Source organism: uncultured Agitococcus sp. (assembly GCF_937920075.1).
Lineage (GTDB): Bacteria > Pseudomonadota > Gammaproteobacteria > Pseudomonadales > Moraxellaceae > Agitococcus.
In genome coordinates, this window is sequence record NZ_CALETI010000280.1 from 1 (window position 1) to 13,766 (window position 13,766).

Below are 13,766 nucleotides of genomic sequence, written 5' to 3' on the forward strand. Positions count from 1 at the left end.
GATTTGCTTTGGTAAAAGCCTCAGTTGCTTGTTGAAATTGTCTTGAGAGTAGTTGTTCGATTTGGGACATGATGAATTATCTTGTTATCTTAATTTACCTCAAAGATAACAAGATTTACGTTAATTGCCACTATTTCTTTGAGCCGTGAAACATGGGGTGTTGAATAAAAAAATCTATAGCCTGAGTTTGCATAATATTTTGTTTGGCGTCCAACACCTTAAACTCCAAGCGATGTTGACCGCGCTCTAAAGAACTTGGACTGATTTGAGGTGATAAATTATTTTTGCCCATATCTTGGCCGTCTAAAAATACTTGCAGAGTATGTTCTTTAGCTAATGCTGGCTCAAATTGTATGCCTAAATTAAAAGGCTCTTGCTCTTTTTGTAATATCGTTTCAGACGCCAAGCCATTGATAGTCATTTTATAGGAAGTGGGTAAGGACTTTTTGTTATCTTTCTTAGGTTTCGTTTTTTCGTCAATGACACTTCGGGGCAAAGCTGGGACTGTGGCAATCGGTTTTGCTTCTAACTGTTGCGCATCAGCACTCGGCACGTCAGAAAATATCACATTGCCATTTTTATCATAGGTTTTATAAATTTCGGCCTGAGCCAGATTGGCAGATAACAAACAGCATAACACCACTAAACGCATTTGACTCTCTCCTACAAAAATCAATTTCCTTAAAGTATAAAAGCAAAAAGGCTCATATACATGAGCCTTTTTGTCAAAGCGTGACGCTTTATGTAAAACAGTGATTACACGCTGTAGTACATATCGAACTCAATGGGATGAACTGTTGTGTTCAAGCGACGAACTTCTTCTGTTTTCAACTCAATGAAAGCATCGAGGAATTCTTTAGTGAACACGCCACCTTTTAATAAGAATTCATGGTCAGCTTTTAAGGAGTCTAAAGCTTGTTCTAAACTTTCTGCCACAGTTGGGATTAATGCATCTTCTTCTGGTGGTAAGTCATACAAGTTTTTGTCTGCTGCATCACCAGGATGGATTTTGTTTTGAATACCGTCTAAACCAGCCATCATCAAAGCAGCAAAACATAAGTATGGGTTTGCACCTGGATCTGGGAAGCGAGTTTCGATACGAACAGCTTTTGGACTGCTTACGTATGGAATACGGATAGAAGCAGAGCGGTTACGTGCAGAGTAAGCTAACTTGATTGGTGCTTCGTAGTGAGGAACCAAACGCTTGTAGGAGTTAGTTAATGGGTTAGTAATCGCATTCAAAGCACGAGCGTGTTTGATGATACCACCAATGTAATATAAAGCTAATTCAGACAAGCCACCGTATTGGTCGCCAGAGAATAAGTTTTTACCATCTTTGCTTAAAGATTGGTGTACGTGCATACCAGAACCGTTGTCACCAACTAATGGCTTTGGCATAAAGGTTGCTGTTTTGCCGAAAGCGTGAGCAACGTTGTGTACAGCATATTTTAATACTTGTACTTCGTCAGCTTTACGTACTAAGGTGTTAAATGCAACACCGATTTCGCTTTGGCAAGAAGCCACTTCGTGGTGTTGTACTTCGATTTTGCCTTCGCCTAACATAGACTCAATCGCGTTACACATAGCAACACGTAAATCTTGAGCAGAGTCAATTGGAGGAACTGGGAAGTAACCGCCTTTTACGCGTGGACGGTGACCTGTGTTACCACCTTCATAGTCTTTGTTGGTTGACCAAGCAGCTTCTTCAGCATAAATGGTATGGCGAGCACCGCTCATGTCGATGTCCCATTTTACTTCGTCAAATACAAAGAATTCTGGCTCTGGACCAAAATAAGCAGTATCAGCAATACCTGTTGCTTTTAAGTAAGCTTCAGCACGACGAGCGATAGAACGTGGGTCACGCTCATAACCTTGCATAGTGCTTGGCTCAATGATGTCACAAGAAATAACAACAGTTGGCTCATCAAAGAATGGATCCATGAATGCAGTTTCTGCATCTGGCATCAAAATCATGTCAGAAGCTTCGATGCCTTTCCAACCAGCAATCGAAGAACCGTCAAACATTTTTCCTTTTTCAAAAGTTTCTTCATCAACTGTGTAAGCTGGGAAAGAAACGTGTTGCTCTTTACCACGAATATCGGTAAAGCGTAAGTCAACCCATTTAGCTTGATTTTCTTTAATGAGTTCTAAGGCTTTATTGGCCATTTATAGCAGCTCCCAAAATAGCAAATTATAGAGGACTTGCGCATTTCTTCGAAATTAGCGCGTTTTGCTTACTAAAAATCGTTAAAACCGATTTTTAGTAAGCAAATAAGCGATAACCGCGTAAGTCCTAAAATAGAGGACTAAACGTCCAACGTTTTAGCAATAAGTAATTAGTTATTTAACTAATGTTATCGACAGTCAACGATGACAAAACGAGGTTTTATAGTACTGTGAACAATACTCAAAAACTGGCTCGAAAATAATTCCTAAAAAGCTCGGGCAGTTTAACAGAATCTTAGCTAGGCTCAAGTCACAAGATGCGATTTACATACACACTTTAACGTTATACCTAGTTCTACACTCTACAACTGCCAAGTTTCGGTATTTAAAATAGCAATTTTTATGCCATCAAAAAGGTACATTTTGGCGCACTTCTTAGCTATTTAATGCAACATATTGCACCAAAAAATAACAATCACTCCAAAAATGCACCAAAATAAAGCAAATTAGCTTACTGTTAATTTGGTTGAGCCATTATTGACCACCACTGTTTTTGCTCTACCTGACAATATCACTGAATCAGCAGTCGGATTATTGCTCAAACTGGCAATATGATGATATTTAGCCTCTACGCGAGCAGGGGTTACATTGACGGTAATAAAGACTAGTCTAGAAATTATTAACTTGCTGATTGTTTATGTAAAAAATGACAAAAAGATTGACGTTTGATGTCAAAAGGGGGGTTTTGTGGATTAAATCGTATTAGATGTGACTATCACCTGCATCCTTGCAAGTGATGCTAGAGGTTTAAAACTATTATCCCTTAACAATAATCTTTGCTTGTTTTTCTTGCTCAGCAGCCACTTTGGCTCTGACCATCGCTTCGATTTCATCGACTAAATTATCTGTCGGAATCAAATGACTTTTTTCACCATTACGATACACCAAACTCTTTGGCGCAGCACCCACCACACCAATATCAGCTTCTTTAGCTTCACCCGGCCCGTTAACTTTACAGCCAATCACTGACACATCCATGGGGATACGCACATCTTCTAAACGGGCTTCTAAGGCGTTCATGACTCGAATCACATCAAATTCTTGACGAGAGCAACTGGGGCAAGCAATAAAATTAATGCCATTAGAGCGAATCCCCAATGCTTTTAAAATATCAAAACCAACTTTAACTTCATCTTCGGGTTCAGCCGCTAAAGAAATACGGATCGTGTCGCCAATCCCATCTAATAACAAACCACCCAACGCAATGGCCGATTTAACTGTACCCGATCTAAACACCCCTGCTTCGGTCACGCCTAAATGCAAAGGTTGCTCAATTTGAGCTGACAATAAACGATAGGCATCTAAGGTTAAAAATACATTAGAGGCTTTAACACTGACTTTAAACTCTTGAAAATCTAAACGGTCTAAAATATCAATATGACGCATTGCCGACTCAAGCAATGCTTCGCCTGTTGGCTCTCCATATTTTTTTTGTAAATCTTTTTCTAAAGAGCCTGCATTCACGCCAATCCGAATCGACAAACCTTTATCACGCGCACAAGCCACCACTTCACGCACTTTGTCATCCGACCCAATATTACCAGGATTAATACGCAAACAATCCGCGCCTTTTTCGGCCACTGCCAAGGCAATACGATGGTCAAAATGAATATCCGCAACCAATGGCACTTGTACTTGTTGACGAATTAAGCCAAATGCTTCTGCGGCTTCCATAGAAGGCACAGACACTCTGACTATATCTGCCCCAGCTAAGACACAACGCTGAATTTGTGCAACCGTAGCCGCCACATCACAAGTATCGGTATTGGTCATGGTTTGGACACTAATTGGCGCATCACCACCGACATACACAGAACCAACACGAATTTTACGGGTGACACGACGTTTAATGGGCGAAATGTGCATTCTTACCTCGATAAGCGAAAGTTAACCATACCATTCACAGTATATGGCTTTAAATCAATGACATTATTATTAAAACGAAACTCAACGGCTGTTGCAGGATTTAGTTCAATAGCAAAAGGTGATTGACCTTGAAGGCTTAAAGTCTCACCTGCTTGCTTAGTGGTATTGACTAACTCTTGGCCATTGGCATCTGCAATACGCAACTTGGTTTGAGCAGAAAAACGTAAATTGAGTGTATCGACACTTTGCCGAGGCGTGGTGACATTAGGCAAGGCAATCGTACGATTTTCTATATGAGTTGATGACTCTATGCTATTGGCGACTTGATTTTGCCTAAATAACGTACTTTGCCATAAACCAGCAACAATGGCACCAATAATAAATACGAGCAATAATACTTTAATCGCTATCGTTAACCATTTATGATTTTGACGTAGATGATAACGAACAGGCTTAGCGTGTGTATTCGTTTCTAACACTTGCAGTATTTGAGGTGTTGTTTTGTGTGCTTCGGTATGATGTTTGGTGTATGCCGCATCAAATAAATGACAGATTTCTTGGCTTGGTACAGATAATAAATCGGCATACAAACGCAAATAACCTTTAACAAAGACTGGCTCTGGCAAGGCTTGATAATTTTCGGCCTCAATATCCTCTACCATGCGTGGCAAAATTTTAAGCTGTTGTGCAACTTGCTCCACACTCAAGCCTTTTTGCTCACGATACGCTTTAAGGCGTTGCCCTAATGATAAGTCATGTGCTGCTTGTATAGAGGAAGAAGCTTGTTGCATTGTACACTCCTGACTTATCGTTAAGTACCTGTGCCAAACTGCTTAATATATTCCTGATATTCAGGGCTTTGTGGATATAATTTTTTTAAAAAGAACTCATAATTTGCCATTGCATTATGATCATTTTTTAACTTTGCCAAACGTATTCCCAACCACAAGCCTTGTGCGCTTTGACTTTCTTTGCCTATATTACGCAAATAACGCTGATAAAAACGTTCCGCTTCATCAAATTGTTTATCATCATACGCAAATTGTGCTAGGACTAAGGCAGGCGTAGTTAACGACGGATTAATTTTTAATAATCGCTGATAGTGTTGTTTGGCTTTAACTATATCATTCATTTGCAAAGCAATATTAGCAACATATTCCAACGAAACATCTCGCCGCTCATAACTTAAATCATTCGCCGCCATTTCAAATTGCGCTAAAGCTTCTTTATACCGCTTTTGTCTATGCAACAAAACCCCGTAATTATGACGAGCCTGTGGATATTCTGCTTTTAAACTTAATGCCTTACGATAATTTTGCTCAGACTCTTTAAAATTATCATCTTTTTCTAGCAGCACCCCCATCACATTATAGGCTTCTGGCAACTTAGGGTCTTGTTCAATGGCGCGTTGTAGATGCTGTTGTGCCAGCTCTAGTTGGTTTTTTTGAATATATTCCGCAGCAATGGCCACACGCGCTCTAGCAGCCGCTGTTGGATTTGCTTTACGTTCACCTTCAAACTCTTGGACTGCACAAGCAGATAACAGGGCAATCATCATTAATGTAAAACTAAACTTGATCATGATTGTGTCCGAATAATCTCACCTGCTCGCGTTTTTTGTTGCCAACGCTCTGCTCGACGTGTACGGTCTTGAACTTTCCCCACTAATTGTCCACAAGCCGCATCAATATCATCGCCACGGGTAGTCCGAATGGTACAAATAAACCCCGCTTCGGTTAATGTGCGTTGAAAAGACAGAATTTCTTGACGTGGCGTGCAACCATATGGTGCATGAGGGAATGGATTAAACGGAATTAAATTAATTTTACTAGGGACATCTTTCAGCAATTTAATCAATTGTTTGGCGTGTTCAGGTTGATCGTTCACACCTGCCAACATCACATATTCCATGGTAATTTTGCGACGCCCACCTTCTTCACCTTGAAATTTAGCTAAAAAGCGACGACAAGCAGCGGTTAATTCTGCCAAGGGATACTTTTTATTAATGGGTACTAATTCGTTGCGTAACTCATCATTGGGTGCATGTAAAGACACCGCTAAGGACACATCAATCACTTCTGATAACTTATCAATCATTGGCACAATACCAGAGGTTGATAAGGTAACACGACGTTTAGACAAGCCATAGGCATAATCGTCTAACATCAATTCCATCGCTGGTACAACAGCATCAAAATTTAATAAAGGCTCACCCATGCCCATCATCACCACATTGGTAATGGCACGTTCACGGCTATCATAATCTTGATTTTCTTCAAAATAAGAGCGGTTGGCGACCCACACTTGACCAATAATTTCCGCCAAACTTAAATCACGCTGAAAGCCTTGTTTGCCTGTTGAGCAAAAACTACAGTCTAAGGCACAGCCAACTTGTGATGACACACACAAGGTTTTGCGATCACCATCAGCAGGAATTAACACGGTTTCAACCATGCTATTGTTGCCGACATCCAACACCCATTTACGCGTACCATCATTAGAAAATTCTTTATAAACCACTTTTGGTGGGCGAATCTCGGCAACTTCGGCTAATTTGGCACGTAATGCTTTTGAAACATTACTCATTTCATCAAAGTTATCCACACCCAATTGATGAATCCATTTAATCACTTGTGCTGCACGAAACTTTTTTTCACCAATACTGACAAAAAACTCCTCCATTTGGGAGCGTGTCATACCAAGTAAATTGATTTTTTCAGGGGTTGGCGTTGCGTCAGTCACAGCAGAATTCATAATAATAACCGTAGCAAATAGAATTACCCCCTCTCCCTTTGGGAGAGGGTTGGGGTGAGGGTAATTATTTTAGCATAAAAACAAAAGGCGCATTCATGCGCCTTTTGTATCTACACCGAAGACTTATGGCTGATTTTTTTAAACCTTGCGTAAGTCTTGTTAATTTTAAAAATTAACGTGTACGTGGTGCAACTTCAATAGCACTAAAGAAATAAGCGATTTCACGTGCAGCAGAAGTTTCAGAGTCAGAACCGTGAACAGCATTTTCGTCGATAGAAGCAGCAAAGTCAGCACGGATAGTACCAGCAGCAGCATTTTTTGGGTTAGTTGCGCCCATAATGTCACGGTGCTTTAATACTGCGCCTTCGCCTTCTAATACTTGAATGATCACAGGACCAGAAGTCATGAAAGCAACTAAATCAGCAAAGAAACCACGTTCTTTGTGTTCAGCATAAAAACCTTCAGCTTCAGCTTTAGATAAATGCTTCATTTTAGCAGCAACGATTTGTAAACCAGCACCTTCAAAACGGCTGTAAATTTGACCAATAACGTTTTTAGCAACTGCATCAGGCTTAATGATAGATAAAGTACGTTCGATAGCCATGTTTAGCTCCTTCAATAGAAATAAAGTTTAACGACAAATTGGGGCGCGATTATACGCAGATTTTAGCAATTTGTCGCGCTAGGATTTTAATAACTAAGTTCAATCGGCACTAAACCCGTGTGGGTATGTATTAATGTGCCTGCGACAAAACCTTGTTCACGATTCATTATTTTTCCTTATTTCATTTGCTGCAAAGCCAACGCTCGATCATACAAGGCATTTTTTTTATGACCTGTTAACTCCGCCGCTAATTGCGCACAGGCTTTAACAGGTAAATACTTTAATAACTTTAACAATAACGCATCTAACTCTTTTTCTGCCATTAAACCTGAATCTTCTGGTGCACCATCAACCACCAACACAATTTCGCCGCGTTGCTGATTTGTGTCCGACTCCACAAACACACACAACTCTGCCAAAGTACATTGTTTAATGGTTTCAAAGGTTTTGGTTAACTCTCTGGCCAACACCACACGTCTATCTGCCCCAAAAATCGCCGCCATATCTTGCACACACTCCAAAATACGATGTGGTGCTTCATAAAAGATCAACGTTCTGCTTTCATTGGCTAAAGCTTTTAACTGTGTTTGTCGTTGACTGGTTTTAGCCGCCAAAAACCCTTCAAAACTAAAACGATCACTGGGTAAACCTGCTGCCGATAATGCTGCAATAGCAGCACAAGCACCCACCACAGGCACAACTTGAATATTGGCTTGATGTGCTGCCGCCACCAGACGATAACCTGGATCACTGATTAATGGCGTGCCTGCATCCGAAATCAATGCCATATTTTCACCTGCCACTAGCTGTTCAATTAAGCTTTGCACACGTCCTGCTTCGTTGTGATCATGTACGGCAACTAATGGCGTGTTAATCCCTAAATGCTGTAACAAACGGCTTGAATGTCGTGTATCCTCCGCTGCAATACGATTAACTTGGCTTAACACTTTAATCGCCCGTGCGCTAATATCCTCTAGGTTGCCAATTGGGGTGGCAACCACGTAAAGTAACCCTGTCATATTTAGGAACTCAGTGATGTCGTGGATTCGTTTTTTGAGTAGTAGTCTGTTGTGCTTAGCTAGTTCAGTGATGGCCAGCGAAACTAGTATTTTATTACCGAGCACAGGTACAACTGCAAAAACTGCTGAATTTGTGCGAAATGGTTTGCTGTCGGGATACTATCAAAGTTTGGCTCAAAATAACCACAGCCCGTTTTTACGCTTTTATGATACAACGAGCAGCTCTGCAATAGAAACCATTATCCAACAAAGCCAAAATAATGGTAGCCAACTGATTATTGGCCCTTTACTCAAAGAGCAAGTCGCACAATTAGTTAAAAATCCTCCCAACATCCCAGTATTAGCTTTAAACCGAGTTAATAACGAAGGTTTATCCACACTTTGGCAATTTGCCCTTGCACCTGAAGAAGAAATTGTCCCACTGATTAAAGTGATGCAGCAAAATGGCATTAAAAAAGTGCGCGTCATTGGTTTAAACGATGCTAATAGCGAACGCTTGCGTCAAGCCTTTGAGCAAACATGGACAGGCATGGGCGGTAATTTAATGAGCAATTACACGCTCAGCCAAACCGCAACCGATGGCTTTACCCAAAGCATTAAGAAACTCATCGCAGAGCCAAATAATAAAGACGTACAAGCTTTTTATTTAGCAAGTCCACAGTTTGCTTTATACATTATGCCCTTACTGAATTTTTATCAGCGTAATCCTCCGCCTGTGTATAGCAACTCTTTAGCTTATGACAGCCAAAAAACCAGTTTAGAACGTCAAGACTTAAACGGCTTAAGTTTTTGTGGTTTGCCGTGGGTAATTGAAACCACAAAATGGTCAAAACCTGATGACATCATTAATGACGATCGTCTATTTGCCTTTGGTGCAGATGCGTGGTTATTAAGTCAACACATCAATAGTCGCAAAAAAATGCAATTTAACGCCCGAACAGGCTTTATTAGTGTTGAAGAAGGCTTAATTCGCCGTCAACCTTTATGTGCTAAAGTGAGCAATGGAAATGCCCAAGCCCTCAACCCAACAACTGGGTCAACACGCTGAACAACGTGCCTGTAACCATCTACAGGCACAAGGTTTATCATTAATTACCCAAAATTTTTACAGCAAATACGGCGAAATTGATTTGGTGATGCTTGATAAACAGCAAACCTTAGTGTTTGTTGAAGTTCGCTATCGTAGCTCTAATCGTTTTGGCGGCGCAGTAGCCTCCGTTACGTTAAGCAAACAACGTAAGATTATTGCTGCTGCCCGTTATTTTTTATACTGTTACCCTCAATATGCCTGTTTTAATATACGTTTTGATGTGCTTGCTATTGATAAACAAGGTAATAACACCATAACATGGCTACCTGCCGCTTTTTTAGTAGACGATTAGACATGAAAAAATCTTTGATATTTTTAATGATTAGCAGTTTATGGCTGACAGGTTGCGCGCAAATGATTGCCGCCACGTCTGGCTCTGAACCTGTTGGCAAGCTGGAAGGTGAACGCACCTTGAGCCAACGCATTGAAGATAGCAGCATTGAAAATACTGCAAATATTAATTTATATAAAATTGATCCTGAGTTTAAAAACGCCCATGTTGTTTTTATGAGCTTTCATAGTAATGTGTTAATTGCGGGTCAAGTGACGAGCATCAAACATAAACAACAAGTTGAAGACATGGTACGCAGCATTAGAGAAGTGAATTTGGTACACAACGAATTGGTTGTCACGCCACAAATTAGCTCTTATTTAAATCGTGCTAAAGATGGTGTATTAAAACTACAAATCGCCAGTAAGCTAACGTTTATGAAAGAGTTCCCGAGTAGCCAATGCAAAGTATTGGTGGAGAATGGAACTGTTTATTTGATGGCAAAACTGACTCGCTCTCAAACCGAACAGGTAATTAATACCATTAAAGAAACACCCGATATTACGCGAATTGTTAAATTGGTTGATTATTTGGATTAAAAAATCCCTCTCGTGTAGAGAGGGTATGTACTTATTTCACCACCGATAATGTTGGCCTGCCCTTTGGTCGCTCAGGATTTTCTGATGATACTTCACTGTCAGTATTCTCAGTCGCTACGCTCAAGTTAGGTTTAACAGGCTCTGCAACAGTTACGTTCTCTACTTTTTCAACATTGGCATATTCTTCAGCATTATCAAAAAACATACCTTGGCCATTCTCGCGTGCATAAATTGCCGCAACCGCCGCCATTGGCGCAGACACCATCATTGGCACTCCGCCAAAACGTGCAGAAAAGCTAATACCTTCATTACGAATAAATAAATCTTTGACCGCATGAGGCGCAATATTTAACACAATTTTGCCATCTTTAACGTGTTGTGTTGGCACACGAACATTAGCCTGTGTGGCATCCACTAACAAATAAGGGGTAGCATTATTATCAACTAACCACTCATAAATGGCTCTGACCAAATAGGGACGACTTGGAGTCATAATTATCTTCTCATTAGTGCCGTATATGTTTTTCGGCTGGTGTTAAACTATTCACAAAACCTTCTCGGCTAAATAAACGCTCCATATAACGCAACAAGGGACGACAAGGCTTTTCGGGTAACTCTATTCTTAATATTGGCAGTCGCCATAAAATCGGGGCTAAAAGTACGTCCACCATGGTGAACTCATCACTCATAAAAAATGGCTTTTCGGCAAAAATTGGCGCAATACTAATTAAACTTTCACGCAATTCTTTACGCGCATTTAATACCACTTCATCATCATCTTCATGCAAAATAATGTCAACTAAGCGACACCAATCTTTTTCAATTCGATAAGCATATTGACGGGTTAAAGCTCGAGCAACAGGATACGAAGCTAATAATGGCGGATGAGGAAAACGTTCATCCAAATACTCAATCATAATTTTTGTTTCATACAAACAAACATCACGATCAACCAAAGTGGGCAAGGTATTATAAGGATTTAAATGCGCCAAATCTTCAGGCTTTTGATGAGGGTTAATACTCACAACTTCAACTGCACATTCCTTTTCGGCCAAAACAAAGCGAACTCGATGACTATAATGGTCATTTGCATCTGAATATAAGGTCATTACTACTGATGCTCGCTTATTCATTACCCCCATACATTTTGCTCCTTTTAAAATTATATTTACCTTAAGTATAACAATAACAAACTCTCAAAAAAAAGGGCAACTTATCGTTGCCCTTTTTGATGGATTTAAGTCTTATTTGACATCTTTCCAATACTCTTTGTTCAGCAAATACACTGGAACAAACATAATGGCTAAGAATAATAATACCCAAACACCTAAACGTTCACGCTCAGTACGGATTGGTTCAGCCATATAAGTCATAAAGTTAACCAAGTCACCGACTGCAACTTTATAATCTTCTGGGCCTAAATCTTGCTCTAAGCTATCTAACACATGAGGCATCGCCACGTCTTTAAATACGCGGTTATTAACCCCCCACGGACGTTTGTCGTCTGGATAAAAGTTTAACAGATAGGTGTAAACCCAATCAGGACTCTGCAAACGTGTTTCTAAGCTTAAATCAGGTGGAGCATTACCAAACCATTTAGCTTGATCCTTTTTATTGACCTTAGTATCCATACCATCACCAATTTTCTCGGTGGTAAACATCATATACTGTTCAACTAACTTTGGGTCAATCTCTAAATCTTGAGCCATACGTTCATAGCGTAAATACTTAGCACTATGACAGCCTAAACAGTAGCTAATAAAAATCTTAGCTCCGTTTTGTAAAGACTCTTTGTTATGCAAATCGACTGGTGCTTTTTCACATTTGGGCAAAGTACCACAAGCACCACCACCACCTGCTAAAGCCAAGGCTGGACTTAACATGAGGGCAAATAATAAAAATAACTTTTTCATTAGTGCTTTCCTCCAGTCACACGTTTAGGTGGCTGTTTACAGGTCTCAATTGAGGTGTAAATAGGCATTAATAAGAAGAATAAGAAATATAAAATGGTGAAAATTTGTGACATCAGTGTGCTAACAGGCGTTGCAGGCACTACACCTAAATAACCCAAACTGATAAAGCTCACCACAAAAATACCCAACCAAACTTTACTCATCCAACCTTTGTAACGCATAGATTTGACTGGACTCTTATCTAACCACGGCAAGACAAAGAGAATCGCAATCGCCGCACCCATGGCAATCACACCACCTAACTTAGAAGGAACGGCACGTAAAATTGCATAAAATGGTGTGTAATACCAAACTGGTGCAATGTGTGCTGGCGTTTTTAAGGGGTTTGCTGGGTCATAGTTTGGCTTCTCTAAGAAATAACCGCCACCATCAGGGAAGAAGAAAATGACTAAAGAGAAGATAAATAAGAAGACAACAATGCCCACTAAGTCATGGACTGTGTAATAAGGATGGAAAGCAATACCATCTAAAGGTACACCATTTTCATCTTTTACTTTTTTGATATCTACACCATCAGGGTTGTTAGAACCTACATGATGTAAGGCGACTAAGTGCATAAACACCAAGCCAACCAAAATTAATGGAATGACTGCAACATGAATCGCAAAGAAACGGTTTAAGGTCGCACCAGATAATAAATAATCACCACGCACCCAAGTGACGAGGGCATCACCCACCACAGGAATAGCACCTGCTAAGTTAAGAATAACTTGTGCACCCCAGTAGGACATATTACCCCAAGGTAATAAATAACCAAAAAAACCTTCGGCCATTAAACATAAATAAATAGCCATACCAATTAACCACACTAATTCACGTGGTTTTTGGTAAGAGCCGTAGAGCAAACCACGGAACATATGTAAGTACACAACCACAAAAAACGCTGACGCGCCTGTGGAGTGCATATAACGAATTAACCAACCGTATTCTACGTCACGCATGATGTATTCGATAGAATCGAAAGCACCTTCAGCGGTAGGGCTATACATCATCGTTAACCAAAAGCCTGTCAATAATTGGTTAACTAATACCACCATTGACAATACACCAAAGAAGTACCAGAAGTTAAAGTTCTTGGGTGCATAGTATTTTGACATATGATATTCATAAGTTTCAGTCGCGGGGAAACGCGCATCAACCCATGACATCAAATTGGAAAATAACTTATTTTTCATTAAGCCAACTCCCCTATGACGACAACATTGTCGCTTAGATATTTATAGGGTGGAACTTCCAAATTGATTGGTGCGGGTACACTCTTATAAACACGGCCAGCCATATCATAAGTAGAACCATGACATGGACAAAAGAAACCACCACGCCAGCTTTGACCTAAATCAGCAGGTGCAATTTCTGGACGATAG

At 40.2% G+C, this 13,766-nt stretch carries 15 protein-coding genes and 1 pseudogene; 3 read left to right on the forward strand and 13 right to left on the reverse strand.

Going from position 1 to position 13,766, the window contains the following annotated elements:
- Positions 1-130: 130 nt before the first annotated feature.
- The 8 genes from Q0212_RS09790 to rsmI all read right to left on the reverse strand — a co-directional run bounded on the left by Q0212_RS09790 (position 131) and on the right by rsmI (position 8,469).
- Positions 131-652 (reverse strand): DUF4124 domain-containing protein, encoded by a 522-nt coding sequence (locus tag Q0212_RS09790; protein ID WP_297924922.1) that lies wholly within the window; start codon positions 650-652, stop codon positions 131-133.
- 104 nt (positions 653-756) lie between these two features.
- On the reverse strand, positions 757-2,166 hold the full coding sequence (gene glnA / locus Q0212_RS09795) for a type I glutamate--ammonia ligase (protein WP_297924924.1): 1,410 nt from the start codon (positions 2,164-2,166) through the stop codon (positions 757-759).
- Between the two features lie 816 nt (positions 2,167-2,982).
- On the reverse strand, positions 2,983-4,092 hold the full coding sequence (ispG, locus tag Q0212_RS09800; protein ID WP_297924927.1) for a flavodoxin-dependent (E)-4-hydroxy-3-methylbut-2-enyl-diphosphate synthase: 1,110 nt from the start codon (positions 4,090-4,092) through the stop codon (positions 2,983-2,985).
- Positions 4,093-4,094: 2 nt separating this feature from the next.
- Positions 4,095-4,883 carry a helix-turn-helix domain-containing protein gene (locus Q0212_RS09805; protein ID WP_297924929.1) on the reverse strand — a complete coding sequence of 263 codons (789 nt, stop codon included), beginning with the start codon at positions 4,881-4,883 and terminating at the stop codon, positions 4,095-4,097.
- A gap of 20 nt (positions 4,884-4,903) precedes the next feature.
- On the reverse strand, positions 4,904-5,674 hold the full coding sequence (gene pilW / locus Q0212_RS09810) for a type IV pilus biogenesis/stability protein PilW (protein ID WP_297924930.1): 771 nt from the start codon (positions 5,672-5,674) through the stop codon (positions 4,904-4,906).
- Complete coding sequence (rlmN, locus tag Q0212_RS09815) at positions 5,671-6,846, reverse strand: 23S rRNA (adenine(2503)-C(2))-methyltransferase RlmN (RefSeq protein ID WP_297924932.1); 1,176 nt, start codon at positions 6,844-6,846, stop codon at positions 5,671-5,673. Before rlmN ends, pilW begins: the two co-directional genes overlap by 4 nt.
- 172 nt (positions 6,847-7,018) lie before the next feature.
- Positions 7,019-7,450, reverse strand: coding sequence for a nucleoside-diphosphate kinase (gene ndk / locus Q0212_RS09820; protein WP_297924934.1), 432 nt, complete (start codon positions 7,448-7,450; stop codon positions 7,019-7,021).
- A 176-nt stretch (positions 7,451-7,626) separates the two neighbouring features.
- Complete coding sequence (rsmI, locus tag Q0212_RS09825) at positions 7,627-8,469, reverse strand: 16S rRNA (cytidine(1402)-2'-O)-methyltransferase (RefSeq protein ID WP_297924935.1); 843 nt, start codon at positions 8,467-8,469, stop codon at positions 7,627-7,629.
- A 16-nt stretch (positions 8,470-8,485) separates the two neighbouring features.
- Between rsmI and Q0212_RS09830 the strand changes: the two genes are divergently transcribed.
- Genes Q0212_RS09830 through Q0212_RS09840 form a run of 3 tightly spaced genes read left to right on the forward strand, consistent with a single transcriptional unit; the run spans position 8,486 to position 10,429 of the window.
- A complete protein-coding gene (locus Q0212_RS09830) occupies positions 8,486-9,517 on the forward strand; it encodes a penicillin-binding protein activator (protein ID WP_297924937.1) in 1,032 nt (343 codons plus the stop codon).
- Positions 9,477-9,851, forward strand: a complete 375-nt coding sequence (locus Q0212_RS09835; protein ID WP_297924939.1) for a YraN family protein — start codon at positions 9,477-9,479, stop codon at positions 9,849-9,851. The genes Q0212_RS09830 and Q0212_RS09835 overlap by 41 nt, the downstream gene beginning before the upstream one ends.
- A gap of 2 nt (positions 9,852-9,853) precedes the next feature.
- Positions 9,854-10,429, forward strand: a complete 576-nt coding sequence (locus tag Q0212_RS09840; protein ID WP_297924941.1) for a BON domain-containing protein — start codon at positions 9,854-9,856, stop codon at positions 10,427-10,429.
- Positions 10,430-10,460: 31 nt separating this feature from the next.
- Here the strand turns inward: Q0212_RS09840 and Q0212_RS09845 are convergent, their stop codons facing one another.
- From Q0212_RS09845 to Q0212_RS09865, 5 genes and pseudogenes are all read right to left on the reverse strand, one after another.
- Positions 10,461-10,922 carry a ClpXP protease specificity-enhancing factor gene (locus tag Q0212_RS09845; protein WP_297924943.1) on the reverse strand — a complete coding sequence of 154 codons (462 nt, stop codon included), beginning with the start codon at positions 10,920-10,922 and terminating at the stop codon, positions 10,461-10,463.
- Between the two features lie 13 nt (positions 10,923-10,935).
- Positions 10,936-11,571 carry a glutathione S-transferase N-terminal domain-containing protein gene (locus tag Q0212_RS09850; RefSeq protein WP_297924945.1) on the reverse strand — a complete coding sequence of 212 codons (636 nt, stop codon included), beginning with the start codon at positions 11,569-11,571 and terminating at the stop codon, positions 10,936-10,938.
- Between the two features lie 102 nt (positions 11,572-11,673).
- Positions 11,674-12,342, reverse strand: coding sequence for a cytochrome c1 (locus tag Q0212_RS09855; protein WP_297924947.1), 669 nt, complete (start codon positions 12,340-12,342; stop codon positions 11,674-11,676).
- Complete coding sequence (locus Q0212_RS09860) at positions 12,342-13,550, reverse strand: cytochrome bc complex cytochrome b subunit (protein WP_297924950.1); 1,209 nt, start codon at positions 13,548-13,550, stop codon at positions 12,342-12,344. The genes Q0212_RS09855 and Q0212_RS09860 overlap by 1 nt, the downstream gene beginning before the upstream one ends.
- Positions 13,551-13,576: 26 nt before the next feature.
- A pseudogene (locus Q0212_RS09865) lies at positions 13,577-13,766 on the reverse strand (Rieske 2Fe-2S domain-containing protein); the annotation flags it as partial.

Bases quoted from the DNA above. Each gene is read 5' to 3' on its own strand.
- Q0212_RS09855 (WP_297924947.1), bottom strand. From the start codon at position 12,342: ATGAAAAAGTTATTTTTATTATTTGCCCTCATGTTAAGTCCAGCCTTG.
- Q0212_RS09840 (WP_297924941.1), top strand. From the start codon at position 9,854: ATGAAAAAATCTTTGATATTTTTAATGATTAGCAGTTTATGGCTGACA.
- Q0212_RS09805 (WP_297924929.1), bottom strand. From the start codon at position 4,883: ATGCAACAAGCTTCTTCCTCTATACAAGCAGCACATGACTTATCATTA.
- ispG (WP_297924927.1), bottom strand. From the start codon at position 4,092: ATGCACATTTCGCCCATTAAACGTCGTGTCACCCGTAAAATTCGTGTT.
- Q0212_RS09850 (WP_297924945.1), bottom strand. From the start codon at position 11,571: ATGGGGGTAATGAATAAGCGAGCATCAGTAGTAATGACCTTATATTCA.
- ndk (WP_297924934.1), bottom strand. From the start codon at position 7,450: ATGGCTATCGAACGTACTTTATCTATCATTAAGCCTGATGCAGTTGCT.
- Q0212_RS09790 (WP_297924922.1), bottom strand. From the start codon at position 652: ATGCGTTTAGTGGTGTTATGCTGTTTGTTATCTGCCAATCTGGCTCAG.
- Q0212_RS09830 (WP_297924937.1), top strand. From the start codon at position 8,486: ATGTCGTGGATTCGTTTTTTGAGTAGTAGTCTGTTGTGCTTAGCTAGT.
- Q0212_RS09835 (WP_297924939.1), top strand. From the start codon at position 9,477: ATGCCCAAGCCCTCAACCCAACAACTGGGTCAACACGCTGAACAACGT.
- pilW (WP_297924930.1), bottom strand. From the start codon at position 5,674: ATGATCAAGTTTAGTTTTACATTAATGATGATTGCCCTGTTATCTGCT.
- Q0212_RS09845 (WP_297924943.1), bottom strand. From the start codon at position 10,922: ATGACTCCAAGTCGTCCCTATTTGGTCAGAGCCATTTATGAGTGGTTA.
- glnA (WP_297924924.1), bottom strand. From the start codon at position 2,166: ATGGCCAATAAAGCCTTAGAACTCATTAAAGAAAATCAAGCTAAATGG.
- Q0212_RS09860 (WP_297924950.1), bottom strand. From the start codon at position 13,550: ATGTCATGGGTTGATGCGCGTTTCCCCGCGACTGAAACTTATGAATAT.
- rsmI (WP_297924935.1), bottom strand. From the start codon at position 8,469: ATGACAGGGTTACTTTACGTGGTTGCCACCCCAATTGGCAACCTAGAG.
- rlmN (WP_297924932.1), bottom strand. From the start codon at position 6,846: ATGAATTCTGCTGTGACTGACGCAACGCCAACCCCTGAAAAAATCAAT.